At 74.6% G+C, this 21,616-nt stretch carries 20 protein-coding genes and 2 pseudogenes; 15 read left to right on the forward strand and 7 right to left on the reverse strand.

What is annotated here, in order from left to right:
* The 5 genes from VGH76_RS02600 to VGH76_RS02620 all read left to right on the forward strand — a co-directional run.
* Window positions 1–128, forward strand: a 128-nt coding sequence (locus VGH76_RS02600; protein WP_331555078.1) for a carboxymuconolactone decarboxylase family protein, incomplete at its 5' end; no start/stop codon positions are given.
* Window positions 125–1,018: an NAD(P)-dependent oxidoreductase gene (locus VGH76_RS02605; RefSeq protein WP_331555046.1), complete on the forward strand. Its 894-nt coding sequence runs from the start codon at window positions 125–127 to the stop codon at window positions 1,016–1,018. The genes VGH76_RS02600 and VGH76_RS02605, both read left to right, overlap by 4 nt.
* Window positions 1,015–1,797 (forward strand): carboxymuconolactone decarboxylase family protein, encoded by a 783-nt coding sequence (locus VGH76_RS02610; protein WP_331555047.1) that lies wholly within the window; start codon window positions 1,015–1,017, stop codon window positions 1,795–1,797. Before VGH76_RS02605 ends, VGH76_RS02610 begins: the two co-directional genes overlap by 4 nt.
* A gap of 26 nt (window positions 1,798–1,823) precedes the next feature.
* Window positions 1,824–2,528 carry a GntR family transcriptional regulator gene (locus VGH76_RS02615; protein ID WP_331555048.1) on the forward strand — a complete coding sequence of 235 codons (705 nt, stop codon included), beginning with the start codon at window positions 1,824–1,826 and terminating at the stop codon, window positions 2,526–2,528.
* A 43-nt stretch (window positions 2,529–2,571) separates the two neighbouring features.
* Window positions 2,572–4,518: an acetoacetate--CoA ligase gene (locus VGH76_RS02620; protein ID WP_331555049.1), complete on the forward strand. Its 1,947-nt coding sequence runs from the start codon at window positions 2,572–2,574 to the stop codon at window positions 4,516–4,518.
* A gap of 41 nt (window positions 4,519–4,559) precedes the next feature.
* Here the strand turns inward: VGH76_RS02620 and VGH76_RS02625 are convergent.
* A pseudogene (locus tag VGH76_RS02625) lies at window positions 4,560–5,090 on the reverse strand (acetyl-CoA C-acetyltransferase); the annotation flags it as partial.
* Window positions 5,091–5,158: 68 nt separating this feature from the next.
* Between VGH76_RS02625 and VGH76_RS02630 the strand changes: the two are divergent.
* Window positions 5,159–6,547 carry a hypothetical protein gene (locus VGH76_RS02630; protein ID WP_331555050.1) on the forward strand — a complete coding sequence of 463 codons (1,389 nt, stop codon included), beginning with the start codon at window positions 5,159–5,161 and terminating at the stop codon, window positions 6,545–6,547.
* Here the strand turns inward: VGH76_RS02630 and VGH76_RS02635 are convergent.
* Window positions 6,544–7,353, reverse strand: coding sequence for an endonuclease/exonuclease/phosphatase family protein (locus VGH76_RS02635; RefSeq protein ID WP_331555051.1), 810 nt, complete (start codon window positions 7,351–7,353; stop codon window positions 6,544–6,546). The two genes, VGH76_RS02630 and VGH76_RS02635, sit on opposite strands and share 4 nt — an antisense overlap.
* Window positions 7,354–7,410: 57 nt before the next feature.
* On the opposite strand from VGH76_RS02635, the gene VGH76_RS02640 reads away from it, so the two are divergent.
* Window positions 7,411–7,836, forward strand: a complete 426-nt coding sequence (locus VGH76_RS02640; protein WP_331555052.1) for a PPOX class F420-dependent oxidoreductase — start codon at window positions 7,411–7,413, stop codon at window positions 7,834–7,836.
* Here the strand turns inward: VGH76_RS02640 and VGH76_RS02645 are convergent.
* On the reverse strand, window positions 7,833–7,979 hold the full coding sequence (locus VGH76_RS02645) for a CsbD family protein (protein WP_331555053.1): 147 nt from the start codon (window positions 7,977–7,979) through the stop codon (window positions 7,833–7,835). The genes VGH76_RS02640 and VGH76_RS02645 overlap by 4 nt on opposite strands.
* A gap of 113 nt (window positions 7,980–8,092) precedes the next feature.
* On the reverse strand, window positions 8,093–9,181 hold the full coding sequence (locus VGH76_RS02650; protein ID WP_331555054.1) for a nitrilase-related carbon-nitrogen hydrolase: 1,089 nt from the start codon (window positions 9,179–9,181) through the stop codon (window positions 8,093–8,095).
* Between the two features lie 61 nt (window positions 9,182–9,242).
* On the opposite strand from VGH76_RS02650, the gene VGH76_RS02655 reads away from it, so the two are divergent.
* On the forward strand, window positions 9,243–9,500 hold the full coding sequence (locus tag VGH76_RS02655) for a DUF2630 family protein (protein ID WP_331555055.1): 258 nt from the start codon (window positions 9,243–9,245) through the stop codon (window positions 9,498–9,500).
* Window positions 9,501–9,504: 4 nt separating this feature from the next.
* On the opposite strand, the gene VGH76_RS02660 is transcribed toward VGH76_RS02655, so the two are convergent.
* A complete protein-coding gene (locus tag VGH76_RS02660) occupies window positions 9,505–10,833 on the reverse strand; it encodes an FAD-dependent oxidoreductase (RefSeq protein ID WP_331555056.1) in 1,329 nt (442 codons plus the stop codon).
* Between the two features lie 96 nt (window positions 10,834–10,929).
* Here VGH76_RS02660 and VGH76_RS02665 point away from each other — a divergent pair, with 96 nt between their 5' ends.
* Window positions 10,930–11,571: a TetR/AcrR family transcriptional regulator gene (locus VGH76_RS02665; RefSeq protein WP_331555058.1), complete on the forward strand. Its 642-nt coding sequence runs from the start codon at window positions 10,930–10,932 to the stop codon at window positions 11,569–11,571.
* A gap of 3 nt (window positions 11,572–11,574) precedes the next feature.
* Here VGH76_RS02665 and VGH76_RS02670 read toward each other — a convergent pair whose 3' ends face one another.
* Entirely contained in the window at window positions 11,575–12,105 is a 531-nt protein-coding gene (locus tag VGH76_RS02670) for a PadR family transcriptional regulator (protein WP_331555060.1), read from the reverse strand.
* A gap of 95 nt (window positions 12,106–12,200) precedes the next feature.
* Here VGH76_RS02670 and VGH76_RS02675 point away from each other — a divergent pair, with 95 nt between their 5' ends.
* From VGH76_RS02675 to VGH76_RS02695, 5 genes are read left to right on the forward strand one after another with little or no spacing between them, the layout of a single operon-like run.
* Window positions 12,201–13,895 (forward strand): class I adenylate-forming enzyme family protein, encoded by a 1,695-nt coding sequence (locus VGH76_RS02675; RefSeq protein WP_331555061.1) that lies wholly within the window; start codon window positions 12,201–12,203, stop codon window positions 13,893–13,895.
* Complete coding sequence (locus VGH76_RS02680; RefSeq protein ID WP_331555062.1) at window positions 13,892–16,351, forward strand: xanthine dehydrogenase family protein molybdopterin-binding subunit; 2,460 nt, start codon at window positions 13,892–13,894, stop codon at window positions 16,349–16,351. Before VGH76_RS02675 ends, VGH76_RS02680 begins: the two co-directional genes overlap by 4 nt.
* Entirely contained in the window at window positions 16,351–17,130 is a 780-nt protein-coding gene (locus VGH76_RS02685; protein WP_331555063.1) for an enoyl-CoA hydratase/isomerase family protein, read from the forward strand. The genes VGH76_RS02680 and VGH76_RS02685 overlap by 1 nt, the downstream gene beginning before the upstream one ends.
* A gap of 21 nt (window positions 17,131–17,151) precedes the next feature.
* Complete coding sequence (locus VGH76_RS02690) at window positions 17,152–18,009, forward strand: FAD binding domain-containing protein (RefSeq protein ID WP_331555064.1); 858 nt, start codon at window positions 17,152–17,154, stop codon at window positions 18,007–18,009.
* Window positions 18,006–19,172, forward strand: coding sequence for a xanthine dehydrogenase family Fe-S subunit (locus VGH76_RS02695; protein WP_331555065.1), 1,167 nt, complete (start codon window positions 18,006–18,008; stop codon window positions 19,170–19,172). The genes VGH76_RS02690 and VGH76_RS02695 overlap by 4 nt, the downstream gene beginning before the upstream one ends.
* A gap of 47 nt (window positions 19,173–19,219) precedes the next feature.
* Here the strand turns inward: VGH76_RS02695 and VGH76_RS02700 are convergent, their stop codons facing one another.
* Window positions 19,220–20,638 (reverse strand): efflux RND transporter periplasmic adaptor subunit, encoded by a 1,419-nt coding sequence (locus VGH76_RS02700; RefSeq protein ID WP_331555066.1) that lies wholly within the window; start codon window positions 20,636–20,638, stop codon window positions 19,220–19,222.
* 657 nt (window positions 20,639–21,295) lie between these two features.
* On the opposite strand from VGH76_RS02700, the pseudogene VGH76_RS27870 reads away from it, so the two are divergent.
* Window positions 21,296–21,596: pseudogene (locus tag VGH76_RS27870) on the forward strand (transcriptional regulator); the annotation flags it as partial.
* Window positions 21,597–21,616 lie beyond the last annotated feature (20 nt).

The raw sequence follows: 21,616 nt of genomic DNA on the forward strand, positions 1-21,616 counted from the left end.
ACGGCGCCACCGTCGAGGAGATCCAGGAGACGCTGCTGCACGCCACGGTGTACTGCGGGGCGCCGGCGGGCCTCGAGGCGTTCCGGATCGCGGAGCGGGTACTGGACGAGACGGCGGCCCAGGCATGACCGCCGACCTCGCTGGTCGCACCCTCGGGTTCGTCGGCCTCGGGAACATGGGAACGCCGATGGCCGCGCGGCTCGCGGACGCCGGCGCGACGGTGCGGGCGTTCGACGCGGCCCCGGGTGCCCGCGAGGCGTTCGGGGCGGAGGTCACCACGGCGACCGTGGTCGGGTCCGCGGCCGAGGCCGCCCGCGGCGCGGAGGCGGTCCTGCTGTGCCTGCCGAACTCCGACGTCGTCGAGGCGGTCGTCGACGGTGGGCTCCTCGACGCCCTGGAGCCGGGCACGGTGCTCGTCGACATGAGCTCGTCGGAGCCGGTGCGCACCCGCGCCCTGGCCGAGCGGGCCGCCGCGGCCGGCCACACGCTGGTCGACGCCCCGGTCTCCGGCGGCGTGAGCGGCGCCCGCGCCGGGACGCTGGCGGTGATGGTCGGCGGGCCCGACGACGCCGTCGCCGCGCTCGGACCGGCGCTCGCGGCCATCGGCCACCCCCGCCACGTCGGCCCGACCGGCGCCGGGCACGCCCTCAAGGCGCTGAACAACCTCATGAGCGCCGCGCACCTGCTGGCGAGCTCGGAGGCGCTGCTGGCCGGGCAGGCGTTCGGGCTCGACCCCGAGGTGATGCTCGACGTCGTCAACGCCTCCAGCGGGCGCAGCGGGTCCACCGAGGTCAAGTGGCCCCGCCACGTGCTGCCCGGCACCTTCGCCTCGGGATTCGGGCTCGGGCTGATGGTCAAGGACATCCGCATCGCCCGGGACCTCGTCGTGAGCACCGGGACCCCGTCCCGGCACACCGCGAGCACCGTCGCGCTGTGGGCGGAGGCGCAGGACGACCTCCCGCCCGACGCGGACCACACCGACATCGTCCGCTGGCTGCAGGGGAAGGACGCCCGATGACGACGACCGAGCTCACCACCGAGCAGCAGGCGATCAAGGACGACTTCGTCCGCGTGCGCGGCACGTGGGGCGAGCCGTGGCAGCGGATGCTCGAGCTCGACCCGGCGTTCGTGCGGGCCTACCTCGACCTGTCCGCGGTGCCGCTGCGCCGCACCCCGGGGGTGCTCGAGCCGAAGGTCCGCGAGCTGCTGTTCATCGCCGTGGACGCCGCCGCCACCCACCTCTACACCCCGGGCGTCCGGCAGCACGTGCAGGCGGCCCTCGATGCCGGCGCCACCCCGGCCGAGGTGATGGAGGTGCTCGAGCTGACCAGCACCCTCGGCATCCACGCCGCCAACATCGGCATCCCGATCCTGGCCGAGGTCCTCGAGGAGCAGGGCCTGCGTGACGGTCCCGCGCCGCTCGACGAGCGCCAGGAGCGACTCAAGGCGGAGTTCACCGCCACCCGCGGCTACTGGCACGAGTTCTGGGACGAGATCCTCGAGCTGGACCCCGACCTGTTCGAGGCCTACGTCGCGTTCTCCTCGGTCCCCTGGCACACCGGCACGCTGGAGCCCAAGGTCAAGGAGCTGGTCTACTGCGCGTTCGACGCCTCGGCGACCCACCTCTACGTCCCGGGCCTCAAGCTGCACCTGCGCAACGCGCTGGGCCACGGCGCGACCGTCGCCGAGATCCTGGAGATGTTCGAGGTCGCCAGCGTGGTCGGCATCCACGCCGCGACCGTCGGCGCGCCGATCCTCGCCGAGCTCGCGGGGGATCGAGGCGGCCGGCTCGGCTGAGCGCGATGGATCCGTCCGGTGGGACCATGGCGGCCGTGACGTCGTCGGTGTGGGGGCAGGAGCCACTGCCGCGGGTCGCCGCACCGCTGCGCGAACAGGCCACCGACCGGGTGCGGGCCGCGATCCTCGACCTGCGCCTGCAGCCGGGACAGCGGCTCGTCGAGCGGGAGCTGGTGGAGAACCTCGGGGTGTCGCGCGCGACGATCCGCGAGGTCATCCGCCAGCTCGCCGCCGAGGGCCTGGTCACCGTCGTGCCCCAGCGAGGCGCCGAAGTCACCTCGCTGTCCGCCTCCGACGCCGCCGACATCTACGAGATGCGCGCCGCGCTGGAGGCGCTCGCCGTCCGGCGGTTCGTGCAGCGCGCGGATCCCGACCACGTCCGCGCGCTGCGGGCGGCGGTGGACGAGATCGCCCGCACGGCCTCGGGCCCCGACGGCGAGGCCCTCGCCCAGCTGGAGGCCAAGGACCGCTTCTACGAGGTGCTCATGGCCGGGTCGGCCAGCGACCCGCTGCTGCAGACCCTCGCCGGGCTGCAGGCCCGGGTGCGCCTGCTGCGGGCGACCTCGCTGTCGGTCCCGGGTCGTCCCCACCAGGCCGCCGAGGAGCTCGCCGCGGTCGTCGACGCGATCGAGGCCGGCGACGCCGAGGCCGCGGCCGGCGCGTGCGTTCACCACATCCGCAACGCCGCGGCGACCGCCACCGCGGAGCTGGCGGGCCACGGGAGATCCTGACCCGCCGCTGGCTCCGGCCCGGGCGGCCGAGCAGGATGCGGGCGTGACCGACGAGCGCGGCGAGATCCTCCGACCCGTCCCCGACGACGCGGCCACCGCGACGCGCATGGGCCGCTTCCTCACCGCCGCGCTCGGCCAGGGCGACTACCACGCGCTGCACCGCTGGTCGGTCGACGATCCCGAAGCGTTCTGGCGCGCCCTCGTCGCCTTCTTCGACGTCGAGATCTCCGACCTCACGACGGTGCTCGCGGACGCCGGCATGCCCGGGGCGCGCTGGCTGCCCGGGGCGCGGATGTCCTACTCCGCGCACGCGTTGCGCCCGGAATGGACCGGACCCGCCGTCGTCGGGATCTCCCAGGCGCGGGAGCGGGTCGAGCTGTCCTACGACGACCTGCGCGACCAGGTCGCCCGCGCCCGCACCGGGCTGGCGCGCCTCGGCGTCGGGCCCGGGGACCGCGTCGCGGGCTACCTGCCGCACGTGCCCGAGACGATCGTGGCGTTCCTGGCGACGGCGTCGCTGGGGGCGGTGTGGCTCTCGTGCCCGCCGGAGTTCGGTCCGCGCGCCGTGGTCGACCGGCTCGGGCAGGTGGAGCCGACGGTCCTGATCGCCGTGGACGGCACCCGCTACGGCGACCGCCCGATCGACCGCACGTCCCAGCTGGCCGAGATCCGCGTTGCGCTGCCCTCGCTGCGCGCGACGGTGTTCCTGCCCTACCTCGACCCGGACGCCTCGACTCCGCCCGACGCGATCTCGTGGGCGGACCTGCTCACCGAGCCGGGCCCGCTCGAGCACGTCGCGGTCGGCTTCGACCACCCGCTCTACGTGCTGTTCTCCTCCGGGACGACGGGCCTGCCCAAGCCGATCGTGCACGGGCACGGCGGCATCCTGCTCGAGCACCACAAGACCCTCGGGCTGCACAACGACGTCCGCCCCGGCGACCGCTTCTTCTGGTACTCGACCACCGGCTGGATCATGTGGAACTACGGGGTCTCCGCGCTGCTCGTCGGCGCCACCGTGGTCTGCGTGGACGGGAACCCGGCCTTCCCGGACCTCGACGCCCTGTGGCGGATGGCCGAGGCGGAGCGGCTGACCCAGTTCGGGACCTCGGCGTCGTTCCTCATGCTCTGCCGCGACGCCGGGCTGCACCCCGGGCAGGACCACGACCTGTCGGCGCTGCGGATGCTGGGCTCCACCGGTTCGCCGTTGCCCGCGGAGGGCTTCCGGTGGGCGGCGGAGACCTTCGGGCCCGACGTCATCGTCAACTCGACCTCGGGCGGGACCGACGTCGCGAGCGGGTTCGTCGGCGCCGCGCCGCTGCTGCCGGTGCGGGCCGGGGAGATCTCCGGTCCGATGCTCGGCGTCGACGTGCACGCGTTCGACGAGGAGGGCCGCGACGTGGTGGGCGAGCCGGGCGAGCTCGTGATCGCCGCGCCGATGCCGTCGATGCCGGTGGCGCTGTGGGGTGACGATGGAGACGGAGTCGGCGCTCGTTATGTCTCGACGTGGTTCGACCGGTTCCCGGGCGTGTGGACCCAGGGCGACTGGATCACGGTGTTCGACGACGGCGGGTGCGTCATCACCGGCCGCTCCGACGCGACGCTCAACCGCGGCGGCGTGCGCCTGGGGACCTCGGACTTCTACACCGTGGTGGAGGACATCCAGGGCGTGACCGACAGCCTCGTCGTGCACCTCGAGGACCAGGTCGGCGGCGCGGGGACGCTCGTGCTGCTGCTCGTCGGCGGGTCCGACCGGGACGCGCTCGAGGCCGAGATCGTGCGCCGGCTGCGCAGCGAGATGTCACCGCGGCACGTGCCCGACGAGGTCGCGTGGGTCGACGCGCTGCCCCGCACGCTCTCGGGGAAGAAGCTCGAGACGCCGGTGAAGCGGCTGCTGCGGGGTGCCGCGCCGGAGGACATGGCCAGCCGCGACTCACTGGCCGACCCGGCGGCGCTGGACCGGATCGTCGAATGGGTGCGCCAGCGCACGTGAGCACTTTCAGTGGCTATCACGACGAAAAGTGCTCACATGCGTCAGCACCTCTCGATGATCGTCGCGTTCGACTGACCGCCGCCCTCGCACATCGTCTGCAGCCCGCGGGTGCCGCCGGTGCGCACCAGCTCGTGGACGAGCTTGGTCGCCAGGACCGCGCCGATCGCGCCGAGCGGGTGGCCCATCGCGATCGCGCCGCCGTTGACGTCGGTGCGCGCCGGCGGCGCGCCCCTCTCCTGCGCCCACGCGAGCACGACCGGCGCGAACGCCTCGTTGCACTCGAAGAGGTCGATGTCGTCGATCGACAGGCCCGCCCGCTTCAGCACCATCCGCGTCGCGGGGATGGGGCCGGTCAGCATGAGGACCGGGTCCTCCCCGACGACGGCGAGGGTGGTCACCTTCGCGACCGGGGTCAGCCCGTGGGTGCGCACGGCCTCCTCGGAGGCCACGAGCAGCGCGGCCGCCCCCACGCTGACCTGGGAGGACACCGCGGCGGTGATCGCGGTCGGCGAGCTGAGGCGCCGATCACACGTGTCGGGGCACGACGACCCGGCTATCCGCTCTGTGGTCGACGCGTCGGCCACGTCCCGTCCGGACGGTTGCGTCCGGGCCCGCCCGCGAGACGTCCGATGGGGGACCCGTGCTCGAAGAGCGTCGCGCACCCGTGCCGTGCGACGGCCACGCCGAGACCGTGGCCGACCGCTACCACCTCGGGCCGGTCCTGCGCCGCTCCGCCGGGTGCTGCGCGCACCGGGGCTACGACGAACTGTTGCAGCGCACGGTCAGCGTCACCCTCGTGGCGGCCGACCCGGACGCGCCCACGCCGTTCGCGCTCGGACCCCGGTGCTGGCAGGACCGCGGGCCCGAGGTCGCCGAGCTCTACGACGCCGGGAGCGACGGCGGCCACCAGTTCCTGGTCACCCAGCACCCCGACGAGCCCACGCTCGCCGAGACGACGCCCCCGGGCGGCCTCGACGTTTTCGCGGTCCGTGAACTCGGCACGGCGGTGGCCACCGCCCTGCTCCCCCGCCACCAGCACGGCGCCGTCCACGGCGGGCTCGGGGCGGGGACCGTTGCGTGGAGCCCCCGCGGCACGAGCCTGGCCGAGTTCGGGCTGCTGCCCTGGCTCGCCCGCTGGGACGCCGTCCCGGTGGCTCCGCCGTTCCCCGCGCCGGAGCAGCGCGCCGGGGCGCCGTCCGGGCCGGCCACCGACGTCTACGCTCTCGGCCGCCTGCTCGGTGAGCTCGCCCCCGAGCACGGGATGCGGCCGGCGCTGCGGGACCTGCTCGACGACATGACCGCCGAGTCCCCGGCCGAGCGGCCCGCCCTCGACGAGGTGCTGCGCCGGCTGCGGACGGTGTCCGCGGGCGCGCCGTTCCGCTCGGCGGCCCGGGTCGCCGGGACCACGGTGCGCCGGCACGGACGACGGGTCGCGCTGGTGGCCGCCGTCTGCGGTGTGGTCGGTCTGGGCGCCGCACTCGCCGCCGCCGGCTCGGCGCCCGCCGCGCCGAGCGCGACGCTGGCCGCCACCGCCCCGGCCGCGGCTCCGCCCTTCGCGCTGAACATCCAGATGCCGCGCGACGCCTCGACCTCGGCCGACCCCGACACCCCGTCGTCGGCCGACACCGGAGACACGGCGTCCCCGGAGACCCCGAGTGTCGCCGACGCCGCCGACCGGGCCCCGTCGGGCGGATCGGTCGGCGGATCGGTCGGGGACCAGGACGCCGCCCGGGCGTCCACCCCCGTCGCCGATCACCACACCTCGACCGACGACACGTCCGCCCCGTCGTCCCGGACCCCGGCGCGCACGACGGACGACACCACGCAGCAGGCCGACCCCGAGACCCCGGTCTCGCACGACCGGGCGAGCGGTCTCGGCGGCTTCCTCGCGAGCGTCCCCCAGCACGGCCGGCAGGGGCTCGTGAAGCCGGACGGCCCGAAGAAGGACCGCACGAAGCCCGCCCTGGCGTCGCACCACGGCGCGACCCCGAAGCACGACGACGACCCGCTCGACCTGCTCGCCCGCTAGGGTTCCGCGACGGTGACGGCGAGCGCGCAGTGGTCGGACACCCGGAACCGGTGGACCCGTGCGTCGGACCCGACGAGGCCTCGTCCCAGCGCGTGGTCGAGCTGCAGGACCGGTGACCACGTCGGGAACGTCGACTCCACGGCCAACGCCGAGAGGCCGCTCGCGGCCCGCACCAGCCACCCGCCGGCGTTGAGGTCCCCGAGCAGGACGAGGGGGTCGTCGGAGTCCGCCAGGGCGGCGACCACCCGCCGGAGCTGGACGAGGTTCCAGCCCGGCGCGAACGACAGGTGCGTCGTCGCGACGGTGACCGTTCCCCACGGTGCGCGGACCCGAGCCGCCAGCGCCACCCGGGGCTCGTCGGGCACCAGCACCGGCCGCGGGGGGCGCCCGAGCAGCAGCGGCAGCACGACCCGGGCGGGAGGCAGCCGCAGCACCCGCCACGCGACCACCGGGTGGCGCGAGAGCAGGGCGACGCCGTAGGTCGGCGCGGCCGGGTCGACGGGCGGCGGGAGCGGCTCCGTGCCGCGGACCCACCCGGTGTCGGCCGCGACCGGTGGGGCGGCCGGCGACCACATCCCCGGCTCGCCGATCATCGTCGGGACGAACCGGTGGTGCCCGGCGTCGAGGGCCGCGGCGGCGCGCGCGGTGAGGTCCGCGCGGTGGGAGCGGGGCTGGGCGCGGTCGACCTCCTGGAGCGCGACGACGTCGGCGTCGAGCTCGCCGATCGCTGCGGAGAACCGGTCGAGGTCGACGCGGCCGTCGTCGTACGACCGACCGTGCAGGACGTTCCACGTCGCCACGCGCACCGGGGCGGCTACCCCGTCCCGACCTTCGTCAGCGCGATCGGGAGGAGGATCGGCGGTATGACCTCACGCGCCGAGAACGACGCCCTGCTCGCCTCGAGCCGCCTGGGCGTGCTGGCCACCATCAAGTCGAGCGGCGTCCCCCAGCTCTCCCCCGTCACGCCCTTCTACGACGCCGAGGCCGGGACGCTGCAGGTCTCGATGACCGAGGGGCGGGCCAAGACGGCGAACCTGCGCCGCGACCCGCGCGCCTCGCTCGAGGTCACCTCCGAGGACGGTCGGGCGTGGGCCGTCGCCGAGGGGTCGGTGACGCTGACCGGGCCGGGCAGCGATCCGCACGGGCCGGAGGTCGAGGCCCTCGTGACGTACTACCGCGCGGCGGCCGGCGAGCACCCGGACTGGGAGGAGTACCGCGCCGCCATGGTCGCGGACCGACGGGTGCTCATGACGATGGCCGTGGAGCGGGTGTACGGCGCGCGGATCTAGGTGCGCTCCTTCACCTCGCCGACAGCCATGTCCGTCTTGCCGCTCCACTCGAGCTTCTTGTTCCCGGTGGCCTTCCCGGTGACCTCCTTGGCCTTCCCCTTCACCTGGCGGGAACGGTTCTTGGCGGTGTCGTCAGCGCTCATGCCGGAGAAGTTCCCCGGCCGGCGATCACGAGTCGGATCGCGGACGATGTTGGACCGAACGCCGTCGCAATGACTCCGTCCGACGTCGGTCCTTGCGCCGCTCGGCAAGGCACCTACCGGGGACGGCGCCACACGTCTCGGTCGTGCATGAGCTCGATCTGCTTCTCGAGGACCTCGCGCCGGTACTCGTCGTGGTGGGGCGGCTTGCGGTCGAGGTAGAGGTTCTTCGGGTAGATCGGGCGCTCGTAGACGATCTGGGCGAGCTCGGTCCGGATGTCCTTGGCCCAGTTGCTGATCTGCGCGGTGGCCCGGTGGTGGCGCAGCGCCTCGATGTCGATCGCCCCGCTGACGAACGTGGAGCCGTTCGTGTCGAACTGCTTCCCGACGAGCTGACCGCGGTGGTTGACGATCATCGAGCGCCCACCCCCCGCGTCGATGGCGTGCGGGCTGTCCGGGTAGAGGTGGTAGCCGCCGATGTTGGGGGCGACGACGTAGAAGTTGTTCTCCAGGGCCCGGGCGCGGTTGGAGATCTCGAAGACGTCGTTCTCGGTGAACGGCGCGGGCAGCGAGGCGCGGTAGACGACCTCGGCGCCGTTGAGCGCGAGCCCGCGCCCGTTCTCCGGATAGCTGCCCTCCATCGCCATCATCACGCCGAGCCGACCGATGGGGGTGTCGGCCACCGGCCAGAACGCGTCGAGGGTGCGGCCGTAGCGCTCGACCCACCAGTCGAAGAGGTCGTGCGGCGAGACCGAGCGCTCGACCGGCAGCAGGGCGTTGAGCTTGTAGTGGACGAGGAGGAGCTCCTCCTCGGGGGAGATCACGAAGCCGGCGTTGAAGAACAGGTCCGGCCACTCCGGGTGCCGGACCTTGGCCTGCGCCATCACGTACACGCCCCATCGACGGGCAAGACGGCCGAGCCGCTCGGTCTCCGGGCCGGGGACGTCGATCGCGCAGTGGTGGGCGAACTCGACGTGGTCGACGTCGAGGATCTCGTCGTTGAACCCCTGCAGCGCGCCCTCGGGGATGACCAGCAGCTTCACCGGGATGTCGAGGTTCGACAGCCAGAAGGCCGCGGTGGTCAGCGACTCGAGGTGCTCGAGGTTGTACGCGATGTCGGCACGCTCGCGGATGCCCCAGAAGGTGGGGATCAGCCCGACGGCGTTGTACGGCTCGACCATGGTGGCCTCCGGCCTCGTGAGCACTTTCCGTCGCTATAGCACCAGAAAGTGCTCACGAGCGCGCAGCGCACCTAGGGTGGCGGGCGTGACCGACGACGAGCCCCGTACCGAAGCCGAGATCGCCGAGCGCATCGACGCGAACGCCGCCGAGGAGCACGAGATCCGCAACGGCTCCCACGGCGGGCTGAGCGACGACGACCTGGCCCGGCTGCGCTCCCTCGAGGTCGAGCGCGACCGCCTCTACGACCTCAAGCGGCAGCGCCAGGGCCGTCGCGACGCGGGCGAGGACGAGGGCGAGGCCCACGAGCGCGACGCGACCGTCGTGGAGAACTACCGCCAGTAGCTGATCACGCCGGGACGGGCGTACCCCGCAGCACCCCGGCGAGCTCGTCCCGGGACGGGCCCTCGGCGGGAGACGGCCGCCAGCCGCGGCGGTAGACCTCCCGCGCGAGCGGCTCCACCGCGTCGAGGCAGTCCGGGCCGGCGAGCATCGCGAGATAGGGCGGGAGCGCGGCGCCGATCGCGGGGTCGACCTGCGCCGCGGTCATGATCAGGTCCGACGGCAGGCGACGGGTGAGGTCGACGTCGCCGCCCGCCCACCGGTCGAGCATCACGGAGTCCATGCGGACGTGATCGGCCACCCAGGGCCGCATGTGGGTGCCGCACCACGCGTCGAAGCCGACCGCGACGTCGTCGGGCCCGGCACCGTCGTCGAGGCGGCGGAGCAGCTCGCGGGCCTGCATCAGCGAGGTCGTGATGCCCCGGCCGAACATCGGCGTCGTCGTGGCGACCGCGTCGCCCACCGCCACGAAGCGCCGATGGATGCTGCCGTCCAGGGCCGCCTGCCCGCGGTAGTGGTTGATCAGCGCACCGCCGGCCAGCACCGGGGTGATCGGCTCGGCGCGCTCGGGGTCGGTCCAGGCGTCGAGGCCCGGGACCACGCGGCAGGCGGCGTCGAAGGCGGCGTCGTGGCGGAGCAGGGCGAGGTCGGGATCGGCCGTCGGCCGCACCACGAGCACCGAGAAGATCCCCCGCTCGTGCCGGAAGACGATCACCTGGTAGCCGTCGAGGTCGGCCTGCCAGGCCAGCGGGTTGGACATCGGACCCGGGTCGGCGCCGGGCCGCAGCCGGTACTGCCGGTCGACGTAGGCGACACCGGTCCGACCCGTGAGGGACGGGGCGGCGCGCAGCGCGCGGGTGGCCCGGCCCGCCCGGCCGGAGGCGTCCAGGACGAGGTCCGCGGGCAGGTCCTCGCCGTCGACCCGCAGACCGGTCGCGTCCACCCCGTCGAGGGCCACCGCGTCGACGTGGCCGCGGCGCAGCGTCAGGCCGGGGGTCCCGACGACGGTGGCGCGCAACGCCCGCTCGAAGGTCTCCCGCCGTGAGCGCATCCCGCCGGGCATGAGCCGGCCGTCGGGCAGCGTGAACGTGATCGGCTCGGCGCCGGCGGCCACCCAGGCGTCGAGGGCCTCCGGGATCTCGGCCCGGAGGGCGTCGCCGACCTGCGGGCGGAACCCGTGGGCGTGGTGGAACTGCATCACCCCGCGGCGGGCCCACCCGCCGTCGGGAGCCGGGCCGGCGTCGCGGTCGACCACGGTGACCCGGTGACCACGACGGGCGAGCGCGGCACCGAGGAACAGTCCCGTCGGGCCCGCACCGATGATCGCGACGTGCATCCCGGCCTCCTGACTGCTAGATTCGTTGCACCGAGAGTGCAATCTATTCGCGGGCCCCGTCAAGACACGTTTCGTGCAGAGATCCGGGAGGACACGGTGATCGAGCGGCGCGCCTACCGGTCCGACCTCCGGACGCAGCAGGCCCGGGCGACGCGCCGGGCCGTCGTCGAAGCGGCGACCGGGCTGTTCGTCGCGCGCGGCTACGCGGACACCACCCTGGATGCCGTCGCTGCCGCCGCCGGGGTGAGCCGCCGGACCGTCGTCAACGCCGTCGGTGGCAAGGCGGCCCTGCTCGCGCTCGCCTGGGACTTCTCGCTGGTCGGCGACGACGAACCGGTCCCGATGGCCGACCGGCCGGGAGTGCTCGCGATCCGGGCGAGCACCGACCCCGCGGAGTCGGTGCGGCTCTGGGCGGAGATGACCGTCGAGATCGAGGAGCGCGTGGCGGCGATCGGACGCGCCCTGGAAGCGGCCGCCGACGTGGACGAGGAAGCGGCGGCCCTGCTCGCGAAGGCCGGTGCGGAGCGGCTCGACGGGGCGCGGGCGTTCGCCGACCACCTCGCGTCGATCGGCGGTCTGGCCTCCGGGACGACGGTGGAGCAGGCGGCCGACGCGTTCTGGGCGCTGAACGACGGCACGCTCTACCGCCGGCTGGTGCTCGACCGCGGCTGGTCGACCGCCCGGTTCGCGGACTGGCTCAGGAGGCAGACCCAGGCCAGCACCGGGCACCCCGGATAGGCCTCAGCCGCCTTCCTCCAGCAGCGAGGACCAGAACCGCAGCGCGGCGTGCTCCATCTCCAGCCCGAGCCGCAACGTGATCATCCGCTTGGCGACGGCGTCGAGCGACGCGTAGCGCGCCTGCATGTCCTCGTACACCGCGATCCGCTCGCGGTGCGCCGCCACCTGCTCGCGCGCGAGCCGTTCGACGTCGCCGGGGCCGCCGACCTCGTTGAAGAACAGCTTGAGCTCGGCGATGTCCCGCATCTGGAAATGCTCGGGCGTCGGCTCGGCCAGCCAGGCCTGCAGCTCCGCCCGCCCGGAGTCGGTCAGCCGGAACGTCCGCCGTCGCCGACCACCCTCCTCGATCTCGGCCTCGAGCAGGCCGAGGTCGACCAGCCGCTGCGGCTCGGAGTACAGCTGCGCGTGCGGGAAGTGCCAGAAGTAGCCGATGGACCGGCCGACCGCGCGCTTGAGGTCGTAGGACGTCGAGGGCCCGCGCAGCGCGATCGTCCCGAGGACGACGTACGAGGTCGGGGACAACCGCTCGGCCACCCGCCGGACCCTACCGACCCTTGCCCTCGAACCCTACGGTCCATACAGTCCGATCCGGACGATATGAGTCGGAGCATGATCGCGGAGGCGGCCCGGTGGACCTGGCGACGGCGTGGAGCTGGACGGTGGAGCGCTATCCGCACCGGCGGGCCGTCGGCGGACCGGACCCGATGACGTGGGCCGAGTGGGACGCGCGGACCGCGCGCCTCGCCCACGCCCTAGCCGACCTGGGAGTGCGCCGGGGCGACCGGGTCGCGCTCGTGCTCACCGGCGGCGAGCCCGCCGCCTCGCTGCACCTCGCCGCGCAGCGGCTCGCGGCCGTCGCCGTGCCGCTGTCCACCCGCCTGGGCCACGACGAACTGGTCCACTGCCTCGCCGACGCCGCACCCGCCGTCGTCGTCTCCGACGCCGCGACCGCGGAACGGGTCAGCGCCGCCGCGGCCGATCCCCGCGTGCGGCCCCACACCCACCGCGTCGTCGACGACCTCGAGCACGCCGCGGCCGGAGCGCCCGACACCTCGCCACCCACCGGGACACCCCGATCCGACGACGTCAGCGTCATGCTCTACACCTCGGGCACCACCGGGCGCCCGAAGGGCGTGCCGCGCACCCACGCCGCCGAGCACGCCGCCGCCGTCGCGCACCTCCTCCAGACCGCGGGGCGGCCCGGCGAGGTGACGCTCGGCGTCATGCCGCTCTTCCACACCATGGGCGTGCGGACGCTCGTCGCGACCGTCCTCGCCGCCGGGACCTGGGTGCCGCAGGCGCGGTTCGACGCCGCCGAGACCGCCGAGCTGGTGGCGGTCGAGGGCGTCACGTCCCTCTACCTCGTCCCGACGATGTTCTGGTCGCTGCTGCGCGAGGACGCGTCGCTGTCACGGTTCGGATCGGTGCGGCGGCTGGCCTACGCCGGCGCGGCGATGGCGCCCGCCCTGGCGGAGCGGCTGGTGGAGACGCTGGCGCCGGAGTCGTTCGTCAACCACTTCGGCTCGACCGAGATCTACACGTTCTCCATCGGCCCGGACGTCGCGGCGAAGCCGGGCTGCGCGGGCCGCGCCGGGGTGTTCGGCCGGCTGCGGCTGGTGGAGCCGTCGCCGGACGCGTCGCCCGAGGCGCTCGTCGAGCCGGGCGAGCTGGGCCAGGTCGCGGTGTCGATGGCGAGCCCCGAGGCGTTCGCCGGCTACTGGCGCCGTCCGGACGCCACCGCGAGGACCGTTCGCGACGGCTGGTACTTCCCCGGCGACCTCGCGGTGGCCGACGACGACGGCGACCTCTGGGTGGCCGGGCGCGTCGACGACATGATCAACTCCGGTGGGGAGAACCTCTACCCCGACGAGATCGAGGCGGCGCTGGTGCGCTGCCCGGAGCTGGCCGACGTCGTGGTGGCGGGCCTGCCCGACGAGCGCTGGGGCCAGGCGGTGACGGCGTTCGTCGTGCCGGCGCCGGGGGTCGCACCGGACGTGGCGGTGGCGGCGGCCGATCGGTGGGGCCGTGCGGAGCTGCCCTCGTTGCAGCGTCCGAAGCGGGTGATGGCGCTGACCGCGGTGCCCCGCTCGGCGGTCGGGAAGACGCTGCGGCGGGTGCTCGTGGCGGGCGAGTACGAGGCGTTGGCCGACAGTGCGGCCAGCCCCGATCCGGTTCCGAGCGAAGGGCACCTTCGGTCGAGTAGATCGAGCGAAGGGCCCCTTCAGTCAGAACCGGTACCGGGCCCGCGTTCCGGCGAGGGGCGCCCCTCGTCGGATAGATCGACCGAAGGTGCCCTTCGCTCAGAACCCGGGGCCGGCCGATGAGCGAGACCGCCTGGACCCCGGCCCGCGACGAGGACGCCGCCCTGGTCACCGGCACTGGCGCGTTCCTCGACGACCTCGACCCGCTGCCCGGCACCCTCGTCGCCGCCGTCGTGCGCAGCCCTCATCCGCACGCCCGCATCACCGGCGCCCACCTCGAGCGGGCCCGCGCCCATCCCGGGGTCGCCGCGGTGATCGGGCCCGACGAGGTGCGCGCCGCCGTCCGCCCGTTCCCGCTGTCCACCGCGACGCCGATGCCCTACCTGCCCAGCGCCGTCGACCGCGCGCGCTACGTCGGCGAGCCGGTGGCCGTCGTCGTCGCGACCGACCGCTACGTCGCCGAGGACGCCGCCGAGCTGGTGGCGCTCGACTACGAGCCGCTCGACGTCGTCGTCGACACCCGCCGCGCCCTGGAACCCGAGGCGCCCCTGCTGCACGACGAGGCCGGCACGAACGTCGCCACCGACCGGACCTTCCGCTTCGGCGACGTCGACGGCGCCTTCGAGCAGGCGGCCCACACCGTCCGCGGCGAGTACACCTTCCCGCGCTACTCGTCGGTGCCGATGGAGACCTACGGCGTGATCGCGCGGTGGAGCGAGGACGCCGACGGGCCCGCCGTCGAGGCGTGGGCGAACTTCCACGGGCCGTTCACGATGGTGCCGGTCGCCGCCGGGGCGCTCGGTCTGCCCCCGAGCCGCTTCCGGCTGCACGTCCCGGCCGACATCGGCGGCAGCTTCGGCATCAAGTCCGGCATCTACCCCTACGTCGTGCTGATGGCGCTCGCGGCGAAGCACGCCGGGCGGCCGGTGCGCTGGACCGAGGACCGCATCGAGCACCTGCTGGCCAGTTCGTCCGGCGCCGGACGGGTCATGGCTTTCGAGGCGGCGGTGTCGCCCGACGGAGACCTCGAGGCACTCCGCGTCGACCTCGTCGACGACGTCGGGGCCTACCTGCGCCCGCCCGAGCCGTCCACGCTCTACCGCTGCTTCGGCAACATCACCGGCGCCTACGACGTGCCCGCGGTCGCGATCCGCGCCCGGGCCGTCGTCACCAACCGCGCCCCGACCGGGCTCAACCGCGGCTTCGGCGGCCAGCAGCTCTACTTCGGGCTCGAGCGGCTCATGGACGCGGTCGCCACGACGACGGGTCTCGACGTCGCCGAGGTCCGCCGCCGCAACCTCGTCCGGACCTTCCCCCACCGCACCCCGACCGGCGGGCTCTACGACTCCGGGGACTACGCCCGCGCCCTCGACGTGCTCGTGACCAAGGGCGGGTACGACGAGTTGCGATCTCGCCAGGTCCGGGAACGGGAGGCCGGCGCGTACTACGGCGTCGGACTCGCGCTGGTCGTCGACCCGTCCGGCACCAACATCGGCTACGTCGGGCTCGCGACCCCGGCGCCGGAGCGCAAGCCGGGCCGGGACAAGTCCGGCTCCACGGAGATCGTCCGTGCGTCGGTGGACGCGCAGGGCGTGGTGACGGTGCTGCTCGGCTCGGTACCGCAGGGCCAGGGGCACGCGACGGTCGCCAGGCGGGTGGCCGCGCAACGGCTGGGCCTCCCGGTCGACCAGGTCCGCGTCCGCATCGAGATGGACACCGCGACGACGCCGTGGACGGTGACGTCGGGCAGCTACTCCTCGCGGTTCGCGCCGCTGGTGACGAGCGCGGTGATCGCGGCCGTCGACCGGCTCGCCGAGCCGGTCCGCGGTGCGGCCACGGTGCTGCTGGGTCTGCCCCCCGAGGCCGCCGACCGGCTGGAGCTCGCGGGCGGCGAGGTCCGCGACCCGTCGTCGGGAGCGTCCTGCCGGTTCCGACACGCGGCCGGGCTCCTGCACTGGGACCCGGGAGCGCTGCCGGCCGAGGTCCCGCCGCGCACCAGCGCCGAGGGCGAGTTCCGGCCGCCCGAGGCCGTGGCGGCGACCGCGGAGGACACGATCAACTCCTCGCTCTGCTACGGCTTCGTCGCGGAGCTGGTCGGCCTGCGGATCGACCCGGACACCCTCGAGATCACCCTGGACCGGGTCGCGAGCGTCCATGACGCCGGCACCGTGCTCGACCCGGTCCTGCTCGAGGGCCAGGTGCTCGGCGCGCTGGTCCACGGGCTCGGCGGCGCGCTGTACGAGGAGTTCCGGTACTCCGAGGCCGGGCAGCCGCAGTCGGCGACGTTCCTGGACTACCTCTGCCCGACGACGGCGGAGACCGGCTTCGACCTCGTCTCGGACCACCTCGAGTCCCCCTCGCCGCTCACCCCGCTCGGCGCGAAGGGCTGCGGCGAGGGCAGCTCGATGAGCCTGCCGGTGGCGATCGCGAACGCGGTCGCCGACGCGCTGGCCCCGGCCGGCGTTGCGATCGACTCGCTGCCCCTGCACGGCGAAGCGCTGTTCCAGCGCATGTGCACGGATGTGGTCGCTCCGACGACCACATCCGTTCACATGCCCGACGAAGGAGGGCTGTCCTGATGGCACTGACCGGAGGCGAGGTGCGACTCGAGCGCTCGCACGACGGGCGCGTCGCGAACCTCGTCCTGGCCCACGGCCCCTACACGGTGATCACGTGGGAGATGCGCTCGGCGGTGGCCGCACGGTTCGCCGAGATCGACCGCGACGACGACGTCCGCGTGGTGGTCGTCCGCTCCGACGGCGAGCACTTCTCCTCGGGCGGGGACATCGCCGGGTTCATGGAGGTCGACCCGATCGACTTCACCGACCTCGGCCACGAGGTGACCGCCGCGTCGCGCTCCCCCAAACCCGTCGTCGTCGCCGTCGACGGTTACTGCTTCGGGGTGGGGCTCGAGCTCGTGCTCTCCTGCGACATCCGGCTGGCCACCGAGCGCAGCCGCTTCGCCCTCCCGGAGATGAACCTCGGGATGATCCCGGGCTCCGGCGGCACCCAGCGGCTCGCCCGGCTGATCGGGCTCTCGCGGGCCAAGCACCACGTCATGACCGCGAAGCGCATCACCGCCACCGAGGCGGCCGACTGGGGCCTGCTCGCCGAGCTCCACCCCGACCGGGAGGCGCTCGACAAGGCCACCGACGCCCTGGTCGACAAGCTCCTCGGCTTCTCCCCCATGGCACTGCGAACCGCCAAGGAGGTGCTCGACCGCGGCGTCGATGCGCCGCTCTACTCGGGCATCGAGCTGGAGCGCAAGGCCTACGCGATGCTGCGCTCGAGCCACGACTTCGCCGAGGGCGTGACCGCGTTCACCGAGAAGCGCACCCCGAACTTCACGGGGCGCTGACCGTATGAAGGCCCGGATCCGATGAAGCCAGCACCCTTCGCCTACCACCGGCCGGACTCGGTGGGCGACGCCGTCGAGACCCTCGCCGCCGGCGACGCCAAGGTGCTCGCCGGCGGCCAGTCGCTCGTGCCCGTCCTCGCGATGCGCCTGGGCCGGCCCGGCACGCTCGTCGACATCACCGCGCTGCCCGAGCTGGGCCGGTTCGAGCGCCGCGGCGGCGAGCTGTGCGTCGGCGCCGCCGTGCGCCAGCGCCGTGTCGAGCGCGACCCGCTGACGGCGGCGGTGCCCCTGATCGGGCGCGCGATGCCCTTCGTCGGGCACCGCGAGCTGCGCAGCCGCGGCACCGTCTGCGGGAGCCTGGCCCACGCCGACCCGGCCGCGGAGCTGCCCGCGGTGGCGGCCTGCCTCGGCGCGGTCGTCGAGGTGACCGGCCCGCGCGGGGATCGGGAGGTGCCCGCCGCCGAGCTGGTCACCGGCGCGATGACGACGGCCGTCTCGCCCGACGAGCTCGTCACCGGCGTCCGGTTCCCGACGGCGGCTCCGGGCGAGGGCTTCGGGTTCGCGGAGATCGCCCGCCGCCACGGCGACTTCGCCCTGGCCGGGGTGGCGGTGTGGGTGCGGGCCTCGTCGTCGGGCGGGGTGCGGGACGCGACGCTGGCCGCGTTCGGGGTCTCCGACCGTCCTGTCGTCCGCGACGTCACCGACCTGCTGACGCTCGGGTTCACCGAGGCCGAGCTGCGTCCGGGCACCGACGCGCTGGCCGCCGAGGTCGTCGACACCGCGGGCGACGCGCACGGCTCCACCGCCTACCGGGCCCGCCTGCTCGGGGTGCTCGCCGCCCGTGAGCTCGCCCGCGCCCACCGCGAGGCGCTCTCATGAGCGGGCGACACGTGGCCGCCGACGCCACCACCGACCTCACCCTGACGGTCAACGGGCGGGAGACCACCCTCGCCGTCGCCCCCCGCACCACCCTCTCCGACGTGCTGCGTGACCGGCTCGGCCTCACCGGCACCCACGTCGGCTGCGAGCACGGGGTGTGCGGGATGTGCACCGTCCTCGTCGACGGCGAGGCGGCCCGCGCCTGCCTGCTCTTCGCGGTGCAGTGCGAGGGCGCGGAGATCACGACGGTGGAGGGGCTCGGCAGCGCGGGCGACCAGCACCCGCTGCAGCGCGCGTTCTCCCACCACCACGCCCTGCAGTGCGGGTTCTGCACGCCGGGGATGCTGATGTCGGGCTACGACCTGCTCGCCGGCGGCACCTACGACGAGGGCACTCTGGCGCAGGACATGTCCGGCGTGCTCTGCCGCTGCACCGGCTACCGCGGCATCCTCGCCGCCGTCGCGGACGTCGCCGCGACCCATCCCGACGGCGTGCCCGCACCCCGGGCGGCGGTGCCCGCGGCCCTCGTCGGGAGGGTCGGTGGGGTGAGCGCGGGCCCGGTTCCCGAGACGGAGGAGGCCCCCGAGGCGCCAGCCCAGGTCACCGTCCCGTCCGGACCGCCCACCGTGACCGTCGACGTCGAGGAGGCCCTGACGTCCCCGATCGACGACGTCTGGGCCGTACTCGCCGACTTCGAGCGCCTCGCCGCGTGTCTGCCCGGTGCGCGGATGACCGCCGACCTCGGGAACGACCACTACCGCGGCGCCGCGAAGGTCGCCCTCGGACCGGTGGCGCTGGCCTTCGACGGGCTCGCGCACGTCGTCGAGCACGACCCCGGCGAGCACGTCATGCGGGTGCTGGCCCAGGGCGCCGACCGCGGCGGGTCGAGCACCCACGCGGTCATCCGGCTCGCGGCCCACGCGACCGACGTCGGCGGGACGACCCTGCGGGCCGGGGCCGACGTGCACCTCTCCGGCCGGATCGCCCAGTTCGGTCGCGCGCTCGCCGGCGACGTCTCGCGGCGGCTCTTCGAGCAGTTCGCGGCCGCCGTCGACGAGGCGGCCCGGACGGGCGAGGCGCCGCACCCGTCGTCGGGACCCGGTCCGCTGCGGCTACTGCTCACCGCGATCCGGGCTCGGCTGCGAGGTGCCTTCGGCAGGTGAGTACTTGTGGTGGCTATAGCCACCACAAGTACTCACGAGCGCGAAGCTCACCTGCCCCCACCCACGACGACCTGCTGGCCCTCGGCCAGTCCGCCGGTGATCTCGGTGCGGTCCGGTCCGGCCACGCCGGTGGTCACCGGGGTGGGCACCTGGCGCCCGTCGGGGGTGACGACGGTGACCGAGGTGCCGTTCGGCTGCCGGTGCAGTGCGCCGTTGGGGACGCTGATCGTCGGGCCGGACTGCGAGGTGATCACCGTGGCCCGGGCGGACTGCCCGTCGTGCACGCGGGGGTCGGCGGGCAGCCCGATCGTCACGTAGTACTCGATGCTGCCCGAGAGCGCGGTCGCGGACGGCGCGACGGCGAGCACGGTCCCGTCGAGGGTCCCGTCGGGGATCGCGTCCAGGGACACCGAGACGTGCTGCTGCGGGGCGATCTTCGCGGCGTCGATCTCCTGGAACGGCACCACCACCGCGAACTGCGTCAGGTTCTGCAGCACCAGGAACTGGGTGCCGCCCGGCCGGGTCGGGGAGGCGCCCGCCGCGGCACCGGCGGCGCCCGCGGCCGCGTTCGCGGCCTGGGCGGCCCCGGGGATCGCGGCGTCGGTGCCGGGGGCGGCGGGCGTGGTGGAACCGCTGGCGGCGACGAACTCGCCGACCACGCCGTTGAGGGCGGTGATGGTGCCGTCGGCAGGGGCCCGCAGCGTCGTGTTCGCCAGGTTCTGCTGCGCGACGAGGACCTGGGACCGGGCCGCGTCGACCGCCGCCCGCGCGGCGGCGAGGTCGTTCGGGCGGGCCGCGCTCGCGGAGTCGAGGCTGTTCTGGGCGGTGACCTGGCCCTGGCGGGCGTTCGCGATCTGGACCTGGCCCGCCGCCGCGTCGGCCTGCCGCTTCGCCGTCGCCTGCGCGAGCGTCTGCGCCCCCGAGGCGCCGCCCGCGCCTGCTGGGCCCGCCGCACCCCCCGTCGAGCCCGCCGCGGTGAGCGCGGACCCACCCGCGGCCATGGCGCCGGCCGCCAGCCCGGACGCCGCGCCCGCTGCCGTCGAGCCGGCCGCCGTGACGACGCCCGCCGTCGCACCCGTGGCGTCCTCCCCCGTCATCGGGGTCGCTCCGGACGCACCCTGCCCCGCGGCGGCGACCGCGGCGTCGTCGGCGGCGAGGGTCGCGTCGACCTGGCGCTTGGTCGCCGACACGATCGAGGCGGCGGCGTTCACCGAGCTCTGCGCGCCCTGCACCGAGGGGGCGTCCGCGACCTTGTCGTACTGCGCCTGCTGACCGGCGAGCTGGGCGCGCGCCTGCTGGAGCGCCCGGCGGGCGGCGAAGTCGTCGATGGTGGCGAGCACCTGGCCCGCGTGGACGAGGTCGCCCACCTTGACCCTCACCGAGGTCAGCTGCCCGCCCGTGGGGAAGCCGAGGTTCGTCGACCCGACGGAGGACACCGAGCCGGTCGAGTCCACGCCGGTGCTCACCGAGGTCCGGTCCACCCGGACCGTCTGCGGGGGCGGCGGGGGCTGCGCCCCACAGGCTCCGACACCGAGCGCAATCACGGCCGCCGATATCGCGGGCATCATCCTCCGAGTGGAGCAGCGCGGTCGGGGCAGCGGGAGTCGGGGTCGCATGCGGTCTCCGTCCGGGTCCGTGGCGAAGCGCCGACCGGGCGGATCAGGCGTTCCACCAGCGACGACGCGGTTCACGACGAGGGCCCCGACGGCGCCGCGCACGGCTCCGACCCCACGACCCGAGACACACAACCACAGCACTCAGCGTTGTTGGCGCCGACCGCCATCAATACCCAGCGTAAAGGTTACTCGCGAGCAGCCCCCGAACGGCCCAGCGTCACGAGCCCTTCCGCTGGGCCTGATGCCGAGCGCCGTCGGCCCGATGCCCGCCTGCCACAGACCACCCGTCCACCGCGGCGGAGCCCCGACCCGACGAGCGGCGGGTCGGCGCTCCTCTCTCGGCGGCCTCCCGAAGCCGCGCCTCACCGAGTGGCCCCTGGAGGCTGGGCGAGCAGCCGTGGAGGTCCACTCGGCGTCGGTGGTCGGCGCGACGGTCCCGGCCGAGTGGACCCCGAGGGCTGCCGTGGCAGCCGTGGAGGTCCACTCCGGCTTGCACCTACCACACCAGTGTTCACCGACACGCACGCCCGGGAGGTGCTCGTCGACCACGAGGAGGTGGCCCGCGGGGTGCTTGCCCGGCTGCGGGCGGCGACGGCCCGCCACCCGGACGACGCGCGCGTCGCCGCCATTGTCGACCCTCCGCCGGGAGTCCGCGGAGGCGGCGGCGTGGTGGTCCCGCCAGGACGTCCGCGAGGACCGCTCGGGCACCCAGCGGGTCCGGCATCCCCGGCTCGGCGCGGTGACCCTCGCGCACACCGTGCTGCACCCCGCGGAGCGGCCCGACCTCACGCTCGTCGTCCACGGTGCGCCGCGCGCCCGTGAGCAGAG

This window comes from Actinomycetospora sp. (genome assembly GCF_036497585.1).
In the GTDB taxonomy this organism is placed as follows: Bacteria; Actinomycetota; Actinomycetes; order Mycobacteriales; family Pseudonocardiaceae; genus Actinomycetospora.